15 protein-coding genes and 1 pseudogene are annotated in these 17500 nt (G+C 45.1%); 3 read left to right on the top strand and 13 right to left on the bottom strand.

All coding sequences use genetic code 11. The features are described 5' to 3' along the window. Window positions 1-116 precede the first annotated feature (116 nt). The 5 genes from DXA20_RS10075 to DXA20_RS10060 all read right to left on the bottom strand — a co-directional run bounded on the left by DXA20_RS10075 (window position 117) and on the right by DXA20_RS10060 (window position 4612). Window positions 117-965: a 3-dehydroquinate synthase family protein gene (locus DXA20_RS10075; RefSeq protein ID WP_330420761.1), complete on the bottom strand. Its 849-nt coding sequence runs from the start codon at window positions 963-965 to the stop codon at window positions 117-119. After that, window positions 962-1231, bottom strand: coding sequence for a hypothetical protein (locus DXA20_RS17820; protein WP_330420758.1), 270 nt, complete (start codon window positions 1229-1231; stop codon window positions 962-964). The genes DXA20_RS10075 and DXA20_RS17820 overlap by 4 nt, the downstream gene beginning before the upstream one ends. 211 nt (window positions 1232-1442) lie before the next feature. Next, on the bottom strand, window positions 1443-3356 hold the full coding sequence (locus DXA20_RS10070; RefSeq protein ID WP_118560524.1) for a hypothetical protein: 1914 nt from the start codon (window positions 3354-3356) through the stop codon (window positions 1443-1445). Further along, on the bottom strand, window positions 3331-4233 hold the full coding sequence (locus DXA20_RS10065; RefSeq protein WP_022306459.1) for an ABC transporter ATP-binding protein: 903 nt from the start codon (window positions 4231-4233) through the stop codon (window positions 3331-3333). The genes DXA20_RS10070 and DXA20_RS10065 overlap by 26 nt, the downstream gene beginning before the upstream one ends. Window positions 4234-4252: 19 nt before the next feature. Next, window positions 4253-4612 (bottom strand): GntR family transcriptional regulator, encoded by a 360-nt coding sequence (locus DXA20_RS10060; protein ID WP_022306458.1) that lies wholly within the window; start codon window positions 4610-4612, stop codon window positions 4253-4255. Window positions 4613-4839: 227 nt separating this feature from the next. Between DXA20_RS10060 and DXA20_RS10055 the strand changes: the two genes are divergently transcribed. Beyond that, window positions 4840-5658, top strand: coding sequence for a hypothetical protein (locus DXA20_RS10055; protein ID WP_118560511.1), 819 nt, complete (start codon window positions 4840-4842; stop codon window positions 5656-5658). A gap of 146 nt (window positions 5659-5804) precedes the next feature. On the opposite strand, the gene DXA20_RS10050 is transcribed toward DXA20_RS10055, so the two are convergent. The 5 genes from DXA20_RS10050 to DXA20_RS17180 form a co-directional block, all read right to left on the bottom strand. Continuing rightward, complete coding sequence (locus tag DXA20_RS10050) at window positions 5805-6143, bottom strand: helix-turn-helix transcriptional regulator (protein ID WP_118560509.1); 339 nt, start codon at window positions 6141-6143, stop codon at window positions 5805-5807. A 185-nt stretch (window positions 6144-6328) separates the two neighbouring features. Further along, entirely contained in the window at window positions 6329-6628 is a 300-nt protein-coding gene (locus tag DXA20_RS16805; protein WP_243100615.1) for a hypothetical protein, read from the bottom strand. After that, window positions 6544-8172, bottom strand: coding sequence for an ATP-binding cassette domain-containing protein (locus tag DXA20_RS10045; protein WP_243100614.1), 1629 nt, complete (start codon window positions 8170-8172; stop codon window positions 6544-6546). Before DXA20_RS10045 ends, DXA20_RS16805 begins: the two co-directional genes overlap by 85 nt. After that, on the bottom strand, window positions 8162-8476 hold the full coding sequence (locus DXA20_RS10040; RefSeq protein ID WP_279222368.1) for a hypothetical protein: 315 nt from the start codon (window positions 8474-8476) through the stop codon (window positions 8162-8164). Before DXA20_RS10040 ends, DXA20_RS10045 begins: the two co-directional genes overlap by 11 nt. Next, window positions 8440-9963, bottom strand: coding sequence for an ATP-binding cassette domain-containing protein (locus DXA20_RS17180; protein ID WP_158577202.1), 1524 nt, complete (start codon window positions 9961-9963; stop codon window positions 8440-8442). The genes DXA20_RS10040 and DXA20_RS17180 overlap by 37 nt, the downstream gene beginning before the upstream one ends. Window positions 9964-10614: 651 nt before the next feature. On the opposite strand from DXA20_RS17180, the gene DXA20_RS10030 reads away from it, so the two are divergent. Both DXA20_RS10030 and putP read left to right on the top strand, forming a co-directional pair. After that, window positions 10615-11055 (top strand): hypothetical protein, encoded by a 441-nt coding sequence (locus DXA20_RS10030; RefSeq protein ID WP_330420757.1) that lies wholly within the window; start codon window positions 10615-10617, stop codon window positions 11053-11055. Window positions 11056-11222: 167 nt separating this feature from the next. Continuing rightward, window positions 11223-12743: a sodium/proline symporter PutP gene (putP, locus tag DXA20_RS10025; protein ID WP_022306452.1), complete on the top strand. Its 1521-nt coding sequence runs from the start codon at window positions 11223-11225 to the stop codon at window positions 12741-12743. A 253-nt stretch (window positions 12744-12996) separates the two neighbouring features. Here putP and clpB read toward each other — a convergent pair whose 3' ends face one another. From clpB to DXA20_RS10010, 3 genes and pseudogenes are all read right to left on the bottom strand, one after another. Then, complete coding sequence (gene clpB, locus DXA20_RS10020) at window positions 12997-15573, bottom strand: ATP-dependent chaperone ClpB (protein ID WP_118560503.1); 2577 nt, start codon at window positions 15571-15573, stop codon at window positions 12997-12999. Window positions 15574-15889: 316 nt separating this feature from the next. Then, window positions 15890-17106: pseudogene (locus DXA20_RS10015) on the bottom strand (tyrosine-type recombinase/integrase). 106 nt (window positions 17107-17212) lie between these two features. Next, on the bottom strand, window positions 17213-17407 hold the full coding sequence (locus DXA20_RS10010) for a hypothetical protein (RefSeq protein ID WP_118560501.1): 195 nt from the start codon (window positions 17405-17407) through the stop codon (window positions 17213-17215). Between the last annotated feature and the right edge of the window lie 93 nt (window positions 17408-17500).

Raw genomic sequence — 17500 nt, 5'->3', positions numbered from 1 at the left:
CTGATACTCCGAAGCTCTTTCTGGGTGCCTTCAGAAAACAGAATAATTAATTTTTTTTGATTTTTTTCGAATTTACTCTTGACAAAAGTCATTACATATCAGTTTGAGTTATTATATTATAAATCCATAATGATCTCGCGGGCGGTCTCCTCCGTTACCGGTGTTGCAAAGCTGCCCCCCTCGAATTCCACAATATCTCCGATCCCCTTCTGAACCACGAAACGAAGTTGTCCGTTCTTGACCTTCTTGTCGGTGTACAGCTTGCGAACGAGAGCCTCTCTGTCAATATAATCCGGGATCTGAACCGGCAGTCCCGCTCTCTCAAGCAGTGCAGTCACACGATCCGCCTGCTCCTTTGTCACATATCCGAGACGGCATGCCAGATGAAGCTGTGCTACCAGTCCGATGGAAACAGCCTCTCCGTGAAGAAGTCTGTAATCACTGACCGTCTCAATCGCACGTCCGACTGTGTGTCCCAGATTCAGGACTTCTCTCAGACCGCTCTCGCGTTCATCCTTCATAACAACATGATATTTGATGCTGCAGTTCTGTTCTGCCATATGTTCGCAGAGTGCCGGATTCAGTGCAAGAAGCCCCTCCATGTTCTCCTCCAGGAAATCAAAGAACACGCCTTTCTCAGCCAGACATGCATGCTTGATCGTCTCTGCCATTCCGCTGGAAAGCTGTCTTGCCGGCAGCGTCTTCCAGGTAGCAATATCCAGATATACCTTCTGCGGCTGATTAAACAGACCGATCAGATTCGTAGCAAGCGGCGTATCAACCGCTGTCTTGCCGCCGACAGAAGCATCTGCTGCCGCAAGCAGCGTCGTCGCATAATTGACAAACGGCACACCTCTTCCATAGGTGCCTGCAATAAAGCCTGCAAGATCCGTTACAACACCTCCGCCCACAGCGATGATCCCGCAGTCTCTGCGATACTCCTTCGCAAGCATCGCATCCTCTATGATTTCCTTTGTCTGACGCGTCTTACTCTTCTCCCCTGCCGGAAGGTAAATACATTCACAATAAATCCATTATCTTCAAGCTTGCGCGCGATCGGCTCTGCATAAAGCTTCTCCACTTCACTGTCCGTGATCACTGCGAGCTTTTTTCTGCCGCCTAACAAGCCATTCTTCATATCCTCAACAAGCTGATCCATCAGATCAAATCCGATCTCGATCGGATAGCTGTCATCCACAACCCGTTTTAATTCTACCTGAAATGTAGCCATCAAATCACCTCACCTTTCCTCCCTCTCCCAAGGGCAAAACCAGCGTTTTGCCCTCCAAGAATTGCTTCGCAATTCTCATTGGTTTTTAACTATGTTTTGGCATTTTCTTTTCTCCCAAGGGCAAAACCGCAGACAGGGAACTGTGTCCTATTGTAACACAGTTCCCTGTTTCTGACTACGTCTTCACTTGAATTTATTTCCCCTTAACCGGCTATTTGTCGATTCCTTCTCCCCCGACGACACCGGAGGACATTTCCCATTGTCCTTCATAATAGTTGACGTGACCAAGCTTTTCCAACACCTTCAGCGTCTCGCTGCATTTTTCCGTAATCTGTACCACCTGCTCTGTATCATTGTCCTGATTGACAACACCAACATAAAAACAGTTGACCGATTTCATATGAAGCGTATCGCATCGTCCGGCTTCAATATCTTTACATACAGCCTCATACAACGCATCACGGATCTCCTGCTGTTTTTTATTCGATTTATCCCACGACCAGCAATGAAGTACACCTGATCCCCAAGGTTCCTCCTCATTTCCTTCCTCATCAATTTCAATCGGATCCGTATATCTCTCTTCCACATACATTTTTCTCTGAATGTGCTCTTTATACTTTTCTCCATAAATCATCTCACACATATCATCTCTGTTTTCCAGATATTTTTCCAGTTTATTTACAACGGCTTCTCCCGACTCTACCGGATAGATACATTTTCGTTTTCCCCCTTTGAAATGATATGTAATCTCTATCGTATCCCTCGTCTCGTCATCGCTGTTGTTATCCAGATTACGTCCATATTTCAGGATTGCCTTGTTCTGCTTATAAATTTCATCAATCCCCTTAGCATCTTTCAATGAAAGAAACGCTTTCTGATAAAAATAATCCTCGTCTCCAAACTGGATCCGGACATCCACTTCGGTAATGTTGTTTCTTGCAGGAATTTTTGTTCCTATCTGTCCGTCTCTGACTCCAACCAGACCAAGCATCATCAGAACAGCAAATAATGCCATCCGCCAGTAAGATGTTTTCCTCCATATAAAGAAGGTCCTATCGAGGATCATATTGCTGAGCAGATAGAACAATACGGTTCCAACCCCCACAAGCACCAGGATGATTCGAAAGATCCTGCCATATGCATAACTGCTGATTGTAGTGCCAAAGCACAGCTCATAGACCGCAAGCGCAAACAAAAGGCTGGTGCAGAACACAAATACCACACGAAAGACCGGTCTTCCCCAGTTAAATGCAACCATATCCCCCGCCGATTCCAGCTTACGCGCACGGTAAAGCATCAGTGCAGCCACAACAAACAGAATTGCCGGAAGAATGTAATATGCCGTGGAACCAACCAATTGAAGCATTTCTTTGTAATTGATCACCCTGGTGTCATCTTGCAGAATGCGGTATACTGCAGGATTATTATTGCATATATTCCTCAGAAAATTATAGACCGGTGTCAGAACCTTCACGGTTTCTCCGTTCATATATCCGTAACTGCCGACCTGATTGCCGTAGACAAACAGCTCTGCCAGGCTCGAATACAGCATATGCACTCCTGCCGCCAGAAAATTCAACACAGCATAGATCACAAGGCTCATAAACGGATTGCCTGTCAGCATGACAACAGCACATGCCAGACTGTAGAAAAAGAAGGTCTGGATCAGCCACTCGAGCAGAAAGATCATTACAACAAAAATCACATTCAACCCATGAAACTGTGCGATCAGCGCAAGCAGAAGCTCAATGATAACCGGCGGTACGAGCAGGATTACCAGACCTGCAAGATAATGACTCACAAACAGAGTCGTTCTTGTAAACGGAAATGAATGGATCGTATATGCGTCCCGCTCTCTCGTCAGATACAAAAATACGCAGACAGCAACAACAATACCGGCGCTCATCGTATACGGAGAAAGACAGCTGTTTTTAATCAGTGTCACCATAAAAGACATTTTCTCATCCGTTCCGGCATGAATCGAGCTCATATAGGAAAGCTCAGACATCATCGGTGCAATGAGTACCAGAAGACCTGCTACAAGCTGAAGTGCCCATAACGGCCAGAATCTTGTGATATCCTTCCGGAATATCGTCTTATTAAATAATGATGTCTTTGACTTCATAATTCTCTCCTCCCAGTTCATAAATAAAGATTTCCTCCAGCGAAAGCGGCAGCATATCCATAACCAGCGGATGGAAGGTTGCAAGATAATCCGCCAATTCTCTCTGATCTCCTTTCACGATCATGGTGTGTACCTTACCAAGCTGTGTATCATTCATCACTTCAAAACGTCCCGTGATATCCGGCACCTCATCCCCCTCAAATGCCAGCTGCAGCTTAGTCACACTTTCCTGCAGATCACTTAACGAACGCTCTAAGATCACCTTTCCATGATGCATGATACCGACATGGTCACAGACATCCTCCAGCTCACGCAGATTGTGCGAAGAAACAAGCACGGTCATATTCTCCTCACTGACTGCATTTAACAGTATGTTCCAGATTTGACGGCGCATTACCGGATCAAGACCGTCCACCGGCTCATCAAGCACCATAAGCTCCGGTTTACAGCTGATCGCCAGCAAAAATGCCGCCTGCTTCTGCATTCCCTTTGACATCCTGCGTATGTTGCGCTTCCGGTCCACTGCCGGAAAGCAGTCCATGAGCTTGTCAAAGAGCGCTGCATCAAACGTCGGATAAATCCCCTCATAATACTTCTTCATTTCCTTCAGATTCGCCTGCCGGAAATAAAATACATCATCCGGTATAAACGTAAGCTTGCGCTTCGCTTCCGGATTCTCGAAAACCGGCTCCCCATCAATAAGAAGCTCTCCGCTGTCCTGCCGGAATATTCCCGTCACATGGCGCAGTATCGTAGACTTTCCGGCTCCGTTTGGCCCCACCAGACCGTAAACTGCTCCTTTCGGCACATGAAAGCTTGCACGATCGAGCGCCTGAAAGTCCCCGAACTTTTTACATATATCCTTTCCCTGAATCACTTTAATCCCCTCCATTCTTTCATTTTGAAGCTGTACGAATCCGTTCTGCGAGTTCCTCCGGGCTCATTCCCAGAAACAATAGTTCCTTCACTGTTTTATCAAAGGAATCCAATAATTCGTTCTTTCGCCTGCCATCCATCTCCGGCACACCTGCCACGAAGCTCCCCCTTCCAGGAATGGTATACACATACCCTTCCTGCTCCAGTTCTCTGTATGCCCTCTGAATTGTATTCGGATTGATCGTCAGGGATGTTGCAAGCTCACGCACCGAAGGAAGCTTCTCATCCTTTTCCATAACTCCCTGTATGATAAGATGCCGGAACCCGTCCTTCACCTGCTCATAAATCGGTCTTGCATCACGGTAGTTCAGTTGTATCACAATTTCACCCCCTGTTCACCACTGTGTTCTATCTGTATTAACTCAACTAGTACACTAAATATACTAGCACAGTATCTTTTGAAATGCAAGTATTTTTTACATTTATGCACTTTGACATTTTCTTAACATTTCTGTAATTTTTTCTTGTGTTTTTGCACAATTTGTTGTATAATCATGAACTGTAGTTAACATTTAGTGTAAAACTTTTGTAATATTTGGAGTTAATCATGAAACATAAATTAGCAAGAACTTTTGTAACATTAGCTTTATCCGTTGGTATTTTTGCTTCTCAGCTTTGTTCTACTTCTGTAGACGCCGCAAATACCACATTTAAACAGCAGATTTCTTTAGATCGTTATCAACGGTCAATTTCAAAGGGATTTCTCGGCAAATCCTATGGTGTCGGAAGAAACCGGTACGTTTGTAATACATATGTAGAAAAGGCTCTGGAATCCTTAGAAACGGTTTCCTCCAAGGAAAGCTCTATTGCCGGCATCAAAACCATCAGTAAAAACATCCGTGTTCATAAAGGAAAGAAAAGTGTTCCAACCTCTTACGACTGGTCCGCATACCGTGTAAAGATTTCTTACACCTCCGGTACGTTGAATGAGGAAACGAACACCTACGACTGGAAAACCTCCAAGACAACGACAACCATCAAACGTCACAACAAGGGGACAAGCCTTAAGAAGCTTGAACTCGGCGATGTCCTGACCTACGGTCGCGGCGGCGGTCATGTCGCTCTTTATTTCGGAGAGTTCTCTAACATGACACAGGTTGCAAACCGTCTGGTGGAGCTCGGCGTTTATAAAAAGGGCGAGCTTAAGAAACACCGCGACAGCTACACAAATAAGAAGGGAAAACCAATCATCCGCAAATACAACGGATGTGGAACAAAATGGCGTATTCACGCAACCTCCAAGGGACTGCTGATCGATAACGCAATCGTCAGCAAACGTTCCAATGGCACCTCCTCTTTCGGTAAATGGAGCAAGACCATCGCTTCCGGCTTTACCATCTATAATGACAGCAAATCCAAAAAGTAAAACCTTATTCATTTCATATAATGACAGACAGGGCAGCTTACACATCAAGCTGCCCTGTCTGTTTTATGATATCGAAAAATTCTCTTAATGTAGCGAAAAGCAGGGACACAACGGTTTTGCCCTTTTATATCCTTCTGAGGATTCCACTATGTATCGTGCGTTGTCCGGTCACTGAAACCGTTCCGGTCCGTTCTCAGACTGCACTGTTCCTGCAGCGCCCTTCTTCTCGCCTCCCCCGGCGTCATCCCAAACTCCCGTTTGAAGGAACGGATAAAAGACGATTCATGCTCAAAGCCACAGTCATATGCGATATCGCTGATCCTTTTCTGCGTATTGTACAGCAGTTCCCTGGCTTTTTGAAGCTTCTGTCGTCTGACATACTCCGCCAGAGGAACGCCATAATTCTCCTTAAATACAGACTGCAGATAGGTCGGAGACAAGTAGACATGCTTTGCAATCTCCTCAACGGTCAGCTTCTCTGTCAGATTGTCTCTATATAGGAAAAAACATTTTTAAATATTTCATCTTCCTTACTCATATACTGTCTCACCTCCATGTCGGCTGTCATAGATCTGTCATATATATTTCCCTGAGTGCACGGGCAGCAGCCTGCAGCGGTCTCATTCAGGAAAAGTACTGTATCAAAATAATGATAGCATCAGAACAGACATCAGCATGCAGCAATCTCATCCTGATAATAATATGCCTGCTTTTCAAACATCGCCGCATATTTCCCGCCAAGCCTCATCAATTCCTGATGACTTCCCTGTTCAATGATCCTTCCATTCTCAAACATATAAATCCGATCCGCATCCCTTGTTGTGGATAAACGGTGAGAAATAAAGATCACCGCAGCATCTCCGGCATTCTTCATCATATTGGTATTTAATTGATATTCCGCCAGTGGATCCAACGCACTAGACGGCTCATCAAGAATCGCAAGAAACTGCTTCCCCGTCCGTACAAACATCCTGGCGATCGCACCTTCTGTGCTTCACCACCGGAAAGCATTGTGCCGTCCTCTCTGAACTCTCTTGTCATATTGGTATCCAGACCATCCGGAAGACGTAAAAGCCTCTTTTCAAAATCAGCCTGCTTCAAAGCTTCAAGAATGCGCTCCCTGTCACCAACCTCCACTTCGTCCATCAATACATTCTCTGCCAGCGTCGCACCGTAAATCTGGTAATCCTGAAAAACCGCACCAATGCGTTCTCTGTATTCTCCGGTGCCGTACTCACGTATATCGTGTCCGCCGTAACAAATGCTTCCATCCGTCACATCATACAGATGCATCAGCAGCTTGACGAGGGTTGTCTTGCCGGCACCATTCTCACCAACAAATGCCACCTTCTCGCCCGGTTTGATCGTCAGTGAAATGTCATGCAGCGTGTCTCTGTCCGCACCATCATACCGAAACGACATATGCTTCACTTCCAACGTCTGGTGTTCCTGCGGCATCGGAAAGATTCCCTGTTTATTCTCAATCTGTATCTCATAATCCACAAACCGCCGAAAACGTTCCGCAAACTGTCCCACCTTCTGAAAGCGGACGAGTGCATAATTCATGCCATCCAGATTATTACGGATTCCTTCCTCCGCATTATTCATCGCCGCAACGTCGCCCAGCGCAATGCTTTTGCGGACAAGCGCAAGATATCCCAGATAAACCGGTATCGCAAAGTCGGACATAACCGTAAATGTCGCGATCCAGTTCACCAGCGATAACAGGGCAATCTTCACACCAATCTCATGTGCCTTCCCGGTCACCTCCTCCACTGCCTCATTAAACTGAAGCTTCAGCGGAATTCGGATATCCGACAGCTTGATCTCCTTGGCATATTCCGGCTGATAAAATACTCGTTTGGAATAATCCGCTTTTCGCATGATGCGCTTGTATTCCATCTCATAGTTATATTCATACTCTGTGATCTTGAAGCGCGTAATGATATTCACCACAAAGCCCACCAGCGGAAACACAGCGATCACCGGATTGACGGAAAGAACAAGCGCTCCCAGCGTCAATATTCCTGCCGCATTTCCAATGATATATCCGGTCGAGATCACTCCCAGCGTCAACATCTCTTCCGACTGGGATGCTGCGATCACAAAATCATCAAAATATTTCTTATTGTCATAGCAGATCAGATCAATATCTGCTGCCTTCCGGATAAACTTCCGCTGAACATCACCGGAGACACGCAGAAAGCGCACATCCGTCCAGTTCTGAACACCAATCTCGACGGCAGCGCTGATAAAAAGAATTGCAACGCCGCAAAGTACAAACAGAATGGAACACACCAGATCCACATCCTGACGCTGCATGATCTGAATAAAATACTTTAAAAACAACGTACTGTATACGGCATATGTCACAGAGCAGACAAAAAATGCGATAAACACTGTGATCACTGCCCGCCGGTCAATCTCTACGGCAAACTTCATAATATATGCGACATTGGAGATCAATCGACGTAAAGATATCTTATCGTTCTTCGCATTGGTTTCATGATCCATATGCATATACCTCCCCTCTGTCCTTATAATTCCTTGCCTGCAGCCGAAACATCTCTGCATATTTCCCGTCAAGCTGCATCAGTTCATCATGGCTGCCCTGCTCCACAATCCTTCCGTGCTCCAGGAAATAAATCCTGTCTGCGATCCTCGCAGAGGAAAGACGATGCGAAATAAAGAATACCGTCCTTCCCTCGGAAGCCTCCAGCATGTTGTTGTACATATTAAACTCGGCGATCGGATCCAGTGCACTCGACGGTTCATCCAGGATCACAATATCCGGCTTCTTGGCAAATACACGGGCGATCGCAATCTTCTGCGCCTGTCCCCCTGAGCAGATAAAGCCTTATCATCAAACTCCTTTGTCACCATACTGTCGATACCGTCCGGAAGCTTTTCAAGCACGTCTGCAAATTGTGCTTTCTCAAGAGCTTCCACGACAAGCGCTCTCTCCTCCTCATTCTCCGGTTCCTTCATCAGCACATTATGGGAAAGCGGCAGTGAAAATATCTGCAGATCCTGAAATACGGCACCAAAGTGCCTCTGGTAATCTCTCTTGTCATATTCCCGTATATCCACGCCATCCACCATGAGCTTTCCCCCGCTGATCGGATAAAGTCCCATTAAAAGCTTTACAAGTGTTGTCTTGCCGGCACCATTCTCTCCGACAAGAGCAATCCTCTCTCCCTTGCGGATGTGAAGACTCAGATCGCGAATCGTCTCATGGTCGCTGCCGTTATACCGGAAACTGACATGATCAAAAACAATGTCACCGAGCGGCTGATCCACCTTGCGCTTTCCGCTCTCCACAGTTTCCTCATCCATCTCAAGAAACTGCTGAAGATTATTCATATACATACAGTTCCTGCCTGCCTCCATATAATTCCTGATCGCTGTTTTGACACGCCATGCAAAATAATCAATACTTCCCAGTGTTGCCACATACAGACCAATCTTCGCCGCTCCTGTCGTCTTTAATACGACGCTGACATAGATATATGCCAGAAGGATCGGCAGAACAAAGATCACCAGCTCCTGCAGCTGCCTGAGCATATGGATCCTGCGGTACATCGTCACATAAAGCTCATATCTGCTGTCATAGCTTTCCTTATGCTCCCGCATCAATACCTTTCGGATATCATACAGTCTTATCTCTCCTGCATATTTCTTCTCATAAAACACTCGCTTTACATACTCGGCGGTGCGCTTGTCCCTTGTCTCCTGTGTTCGAAGCTCATACTGAAGCGTATTGATCCTCGAGCTGAACATAAATGATGCAATGATCGACGGCAGCGAAAACACCAGGATCACCGGATCAACCCTTGCGATCAGAAACATTGCCGCCACAGCAGACAGGGCACAGCCTGTTGCCCAGGCCAGTGCATTCAGACCATCCATTGCCTTTGTCAGACACTCATCGAGTGCACGCGCAAACCTGTCGTAAAAATCCGGCTGTTCATACTTCGTCAGTTCAATGCGCACAGCTTTGTCAATCACCTTATTGAATATGTACGCATATACTCCCGGTGTCTTCTTGCGGATATAGTACGCATGCCATGCCGATGCCAGATGAATACAGATATGTCCCATACAAAACAGAGCCACAAAACGAAGCAGCCCCATGAACGGCTTCCCATTTTCAATGTAGGAATAAATCATCTGCAACATCAAAATAAAGAAAAAGGACATATATACCTCTTCCGTGCAGTTCTTATAAAAGGACAGAAGAATACACCCTTTATCCGCATTCCAAATCGTGCGTATGGTGTATCGCATGCTGCTGCCTACTCCCATCCTGTGAGCCGTCTCCCCTCCGGTCCTACACTCTTTTTCACTCATTAATCTCTCCTGTTCCGGCAGTCCCCATGCAGGCAGCTGCCTTATATAAATCGTTTTATACGATTGATACTATCACAAAGAGAATGTATTTTCTTAGCATTTCATACGAACATTCGTTCTATTTTGGTGTACAAAATATTGGATTCGACTTCTGTATATGTCTCTAAAAATAAAAAGAAACTCTATTATCCCTGTAAAACTCTTAAAATGCCTGAAAATTCTATTCTCTCATACAGAGTCTTACATGTAATACAGTCCTAGAATAAATGCGAACGAAAAGAAAGATCATTATTCTGATCAATCATCTTATCTAAAAATATATCCCCGGCACTTCAACGCCGGTATCCCCCCGGATCCACGTTAAACTCTGCAGCACCTCTGTGCGAAAATTCTCCCCTTGACTCGAAATAGATTAAACATTGTAATTACCTCCTTTCATAATTCCATCAACAGTTGCACTTTCGAAAGCATGTTGCCATTATAATACCATTTACCAATATAAAATTAGCATTTTCTATGAATTTAATCAATCTTTTTTACAAAAATGAATATTTTATCCGTATCGTTCCATACTATTTCACAGAATATGATGAGAAAGGCGGGATTATGAATATGCAGGAAAACGATACGATCTGTTTGTTAAAGGAATGCGATGCCGGAAGCAAAATGGCTGTCTCCGCGATCGACGAGATCATGGAAAAGGTGCATTGTCCGGATTTTAAAGATCTTCTGAATGAAACAAAAGACCATCATGCCGCACTTGGCAATGATATTCACGCTGCACTGCTTGAATGCCACAGCGATGAAAAGGATCCGAACCCTTTTGCCAAAGGAATGGCATGGATGAAGACAAATATGCAGATGGGAATTGATGAGAGTGATGAAACAGCGGCTGATCTGATGACCTCCGGATGCGATATGGGAATCAAATCCCTGTATAAATATATGAATCAGTACAAGGACGCATCCGAAGATGCCAAAGAGCTGTGCAAACGGCTTATCTCTATCGAAGAAGAGCTGCGCAAATGCCTTCACACCTATCTTTAGAGCGGTTTACAGAGTATCGGAAACGACAGACCAAACGACAGTCAGATACTCCCAAAATTTGACACTCTTCCTTCTATGTTGTATAGTTTTAAATACTGGGATGTCCTATGGATATATCATGGGACATCATTTTTTTGTCATCAAAACACCAAAGGAGGAAATTCAGAATGACTGACGTTTGTATTATCATCGCAATCGCCGTATATCTGATAGGTATGATCTTTATCGGTATCCGGTTCAGTAACCAGAACAAAAACTCAGAGGACTTCTATCTGGGAGGACGTAAAATGGGACCTCTCGTTGTCGCAATGAGTGCCGAAGCCAGTGACATGTCAAGCTGGCTGTTAATGGGGCTTCCCGGAGTCGCTTATCTTTCCGGGGTATGCAGTGCTTTCTGGACCGCAGCCGGTCTTGCCATCGGCACATGGTTAAACTGGTTCTTTGTAGCCCGCCGTCTGCGCCGCTACTCAAGCAATATCAAGGCGATCACCGTTCCTGATTTCCTTGCAAAACGTTTTCATGATAAGAGAAATATCATTACCGCAGTCGCTGCTCTTGTCATCGTGATCTTTTTTATTCCATATACCGCATCCGGCTTTGCTGCCTGCGGAAAGCTTTTTCACAGTCTGTTTGGTGCAGACTACATGACAGCTATGGTGCTTTCTGCTCTTGTCATCGTATGCTACACACTGATGGGCGGTTTCAGCGCCGTTTGTACCACTGATCTGGTACAGAGTATTGTTATGAGTATCGCACTGATCACTGTTATGGTCTTTGGTATCAGCAATGCAGGCGGATTCACGGCAGTCATGGATAATGCACGTTCTCTGCCGGGATATTTCTCCCTGACAAAACTTTACGATGCCACAACCGGTAATGCTTCGTCGTACGGCGGAATCATTCCGATCATCTCAACACTTGCATGGGGAATCGGTTATTTTGGTATGCCTCATATTCTGGTACGTTTCATGTCCATCGAGGATGAAAAGAAGCTTGTTCTTTCCCGCCGTATCGCAACGATCTGGGTTGTGATTGCAATGACAGTTGCCGTATTCATCGGTGTCGTTGGTCTTGGTATGGTTAAATACGGTTCTATCGGTGCTCTGGATGATCCGGAGACAGTCATCATGGCAATCACCAATCTGTTAAGCAAGCATGGTATTCTTCCGGCACTCCTTGCAGGTGTGATTCTTGCCGGTGTTCTTGCCGCTACGATGTCTACCTCTGACAGCCAGCTTCTGGCAGCAGCTTCCGGTATCTCCCAGAACGTTGTTAAGGATTTCCTTGGAATTAAGATCTCCGAGAAAAGAGAGCTTTTCCTTGCACGTATCACAATCATTATCATTGCCGTTGTCGGAGTTTTAATGGCAAGAGATCCAAATTCCAGCGTATTCGGTATCGTATCCTTTGCATGGGCAGGCTTTGGCGGTGCGTTTGGTGCCGTTATGCTCTTCTCATTATTCTGGAAGCGCTGCAATCTGGCAGGTGCTCTTTCCGGAATGGTTGCCGGTGGCGTTGTCGTATTCGTATGGAAATACTTTGTTCGTCCTCTTGGCGGTGCATTTGATATTTACGAGCTGCTTCCTGCATTCCTGGTATCCTGTGTAGTCATCGTGATCGTAAGCCTTCTTACAAAGGCTCCGGACGAAGCAGTGATCAAAGAGTTTGATGCCGCAAATATGAAATAATACATAGCAGAAATCGCAAATTCAATAAAACCAATTATAACAATCAACTTTAACGGAAGCAGATACTTCCCAATATAACAAAAATAAAAACCGTGAACTTCGGATAATATGTGTCCTAAATATGGGACACACCTGAAAATCTCCGAACTTCACGGTTTTCTTTATAATGTATAAGAAAGTGTTCAACATAGACAAGGGGGAAAATCAGCGTTCCCCCTTGATTCCTGCGCTAAACTCCTGCAGTTTCTTTGTTTTAACGTGTCACAAGCGTTCCATTCTCACTGTCGATCGTGATAGTATCACCCGCATGCACGGTATCCTCCAGGATCCGTCTGGCAAGCAGCGTCTCCACATGCTTCTGCAGATAACGCTTCAACGGACGTGCACCGAATGCCGGATCATAGGCATCCTCCACAATCTGATCCATGGCTTCCGGCGTCAGCTCTACCGTCAGCTCCTTCTCACGAAGTCTGCCATTCAGCTCATCCATCAGGATATTGATAATGCCGTGGATGTTATCCTTCGTCAAAGGCTTAAAGAGAATGATCTCATCAAGACGGTTCAAAAACTCCGGTCTGAAGGAAGCCCGCAGATCGTTCATTGTCTGGCTCCTTGCCTCCTCACTGATCGTACCGTCCTCCTTAATGCCATCGAGCAGATAGGTGGAACCGATATTCGAAGTCAGGATCAGGATCGTGTTCTTAAAGTCAACGGTACGCCCCTGTGAATCTGTGATACGTCCGTCATCAAGCACCTGAAGAAGCACATTGAACACATCCGGATGTGCCTTCTCAATCTCATCGAAGAGCACAACGGAATATGGTTTCCTGCGGACTGCCTCAGTCAGCTGTCCACCTTCCTCATACCCAACATATCCCGGAGGCGCTCCGATCAGACGAGCCACAGAATACTTCTCCATATACTCACTCATGTCGATACGAACCATCGCATTCTCATCATCAAACAATGCCTGTGCTAATGTCTTGGCAAGCTCCGTCTTACCGACACCGGTTGGTCCGAGGAACAGGAAGGAACCGATCGGCTTTGTCGGATCCTTAATACCGGCCTTGGAACGAAGGATTGCTTCGGATACCAGTTCAACACCTTCGTCCTGTCCAACCACTCTCTTATGAAGCTCATCAGCAAGATGAAGTGTCTTCTCACGCTCACCCTCTGTCAGCTTTGCAATCGGAATACCGGTCCAGCGGGAAATGATCTTGGCGATCTCCTCCTCGGTAACAGCCTCCTGTACCATGGAATCTCCTCGCTGCTTTGCTTTCTCCTCGGCTTCCTCAAGCTGACGCTCCAGCTCCGGAAGTCTGCCGTACTGGATCTCGGCTGCCTTTGTATAATCACCGGTCGCCTGCGCCTGCTCCATCTCATTGCGCAGCTGGTCGCGCTCCTCCTTGATCTTACTTACCTTATCAACCTCTGCCTTCTCACTCTCCCATTGTGCCTTCTGATGCTCGAACTTCTCCTGCAGCTCAGCAAGCTCCTTCTGAAGAGTCTCAAGACGCTCCTGAGACAGATGATCTGTTTCCTTTTTAAGTGCCTGCTCCTCAATACGAAGCTGCATGATCTGACGGTTGAGTTCATCCAGTTCTGCCGGCATGCTGTCAAGCTCTGTCTTGATCATTGCGCACGCCTCATCCACCAGATCGATCGCCTTATCCGGCAGGAAACGGTCTGAAATATAACGATTGGAAAGCGTTGCCGCCGCCACCAGGGAACCATCGGTAATCTTTACTCCATGAAATACCTCATAACGCTCCTTGATACCACGCAGAATGGAAATCGTATCCTCCACCGTCGGCTCCGAAACCATAACCGGCTGGAAACGACGCTCCAGTGCAGCATCCTTTTCAATATATTTACGATACTCGTCGAGTGTCGTGGCACCGATACAATGCAGCTCACCTCTGGCAAGCATTGGCTTTAACATATTGCCGGCATCCATGGAGCCCTCGGTTTTCCCGGCTCCTACAATGGTGTGCAGCTCATCGATAAACAGAATGATCTGTCCTTCACTCTTCTTAACTTCTTCCAGAAGTGCTTTCAGACGCTCCTCAAACTCACCACGGTATTTTGCACCGGCAACAAGCGATCCCATATCAAGTGCAAAGATTTTCTTGTCCTTAAGTCCATCCGGCACATCTCCTCTGACAATACGCTGTGCCAATCCCTCTACGGCTGCCGTTTTACCAACACCGGGCTCACCGATGAGTACCGGATTGTTCTTGGATTTACGGGAAAGGATACGGATAATATGGCGGATCTCATTGTCTCTGCCGATCACCGGATCAAGCTTTCCTTCCCTTGCTCTTTCCACCAGATCATAACCATACTTCTCGAGGGCATCGTAGGTTGCCTCCGGATTATCGCTCGTCACACGCTGATTACCGCGAACCTGTGATAACGCCTGCAGGAAACGCTCTCTTGTGATCTGGCTCTGCTTAAACAATGCCTTCATCTCTCTGCTCGGATGCTCCAGCATACTCAGGAACAAATGCTCCACGGAAACATACTCGTCTCCCATGCGCTTTGCCTCATCCTCTGCATATATCAGTGTCTCATTCAGATAACGGTCTACCCGCAAATCTCCGCCTGACACCTTTGGACGTTTTGCCAGAACACCGTCAACCTGTGCCTGAAAGACGTCCACATCGATTCCCATCTTCTCAATCAGCTTCGGGATCAGACTTCCCTCCACACGCAGCATTGCTGCCAGAAGGTGATCCTCCCCCATCTCCTGATGACCATAGTCCATAGCAACCTTTTCACAATCCTGCACTACTTCCTGTGACTTTGTCGTGAATTTACTGATGTTCATTGCAATCACCTCGCCTTTCTCAAAAACCTGCGGATTGCGCCGCAGGTTTACTCTCTTCTCTATTTACTCTTCTCTCTGTCTGAAAGCCCTTATTCTCAGAGTTCCCGGATCCTGAAGATCCTATCCTTCTAAGGTATCTCCCTCAGACTGATTACAATATAACACCTTTTGTTAGCCACGTCAAGAGGCGAGTGCTAATTTTTGAGATTTTTTTGCAAACCTTGATTTTACGAGGTTTGCAACACTTTTTCTTCCTTATAATCATCACTTTTTCTTGGTTTGACACCATTTTGACACCAATTTTTTATTTTTGGTGTCAGCTAATTGCTACGCTTTTCAGCCTTGTGATTTCACTCTCAATTCTGGACATCTCACTTACATGGTTATATACGTCCATTGTTACATCTATGTGGGCGTGTCCCATAATATATTGAAGAACTTTTACGTCTATTCTCTTTTCTGCCATTCTGGTACAATCCGTATGTCGCATAATGTGAGCAGATACCTTTGGTAACAATTCAGCATTTCTATGTTCAGTTTTTGCAATTTGAACTTCTTTTTGTTATATGCGTCTACAATATTATATAAGATATTGTTTATCGCACTAGGCATGAGTGGTCTGCCGGATTTTGCCATGAAAATGAATCCTTTATAACCGTCTATCTCAACATCTTTTCCTTTTTGAAGCATAAAGTTTAATTTCTTTTGTTCTTCAAATGCTCTTTGTACATCTGATGTCATAGGGATAGTTCGGATTCCAGAATCCGTCTTTGGCATGGAAATATGGAATTTATAGCCATCTCCTAAATCTTTATAAATCAACTGATGGTCAATACTTACCGCTTTTGTTCTGACATCTACATCTTCCCAAGTCAATCCAATCAGTTCTCCGCACCTTACCCCAGTTCCTAACATGATTCTGAGCATTGGATAGTAGGTGTTGTATACTTGATTATTTTTCACAAATTCCAGCATTTTTTCCTGCTGTAAAACTGTTAAGGCAATACGTTCTTCTGCCTGTCTACCATAATCACTGATAGAAAACTTTGCCGGATTCTTGCGGATAATATCATCATCAACAGCCATTTCCAGTGCCGGACAAATCATATTGTCAATAAATTTTATTGTAGAATATGCATATCCTGCTTTAGAAAGTTTTGAGTAAAATGATTTGATGTGTGATGGTAAAATCTGAACAACCTTGATGTTTCCAATTTCATCTTTGACACGATTCTCCCATGTTTTCAGATAATTTGCTCTAGTGGATTCTTTCAGCTCCCTAGTAGACATATATCTTTCAAACAATTTATTAAGAGTAAGTTTTTTGATTGCTCCATCAGTTAAAATGTTATCTTCCAAGTCTTTTGTAATCTGCTTTTCCTTTTCCCTTAATTCCGGTAAATCTCTTGCATATACTGTCAGACGTTTTCCGCTTCTTATATCTGTATAACGGTAACTGTATCTACCATCTTTACGCCAGCTTTCGCCCTCTCTTAATTTTCTTCCTTTATGGTCTTTTCTGCTATTTGCCATGAGAAACATTCCTTTCAGTAATAGCCCCCTTTTTTTGTTCTCATGACGTGGTTATGTCTATAAATATTATACCATATATCACAAGAAACATAAATGAAAAAGGGTGCTATTCTTCCAGATATGAGAGGTAATTTTTGACTTTTTCTACCGAATAAAGAACCCTACGTCCAATTATAATTTTTGCTCCTGCCTGTTCTCCAATCTCTCTTGCAGTAGCATGACCACAAGATAACATTGCAGACAATTTATCTATATTTACCGTTATCGGCTGTGAGATTGGTCTTTCTTTTGTTTTGTTCATCTGTCAGCCCTCCTTTTACCGACCTGTATTATCGTCATTTTCTACACACCAGTAAAAGTATCACTCTCCTTTACCATGTGCTTTTTACAAGCA

The sequence above is a fragment of the Roseburia sp. AM59-24XD genome (assembly GCF_003478445.1).
In the GTDB taxonomy this organism is placed as follows: domain Bacteria; phylum Bacillota; class Clostridia; order Lachnospirales; family Lachnospiraceae; genus Jutongia.
The sequence above is the reverse complement of the archived record's forward strand: the minus strand, read 5'-3'. Positions and strand labels throughout refer to the sequence as shown.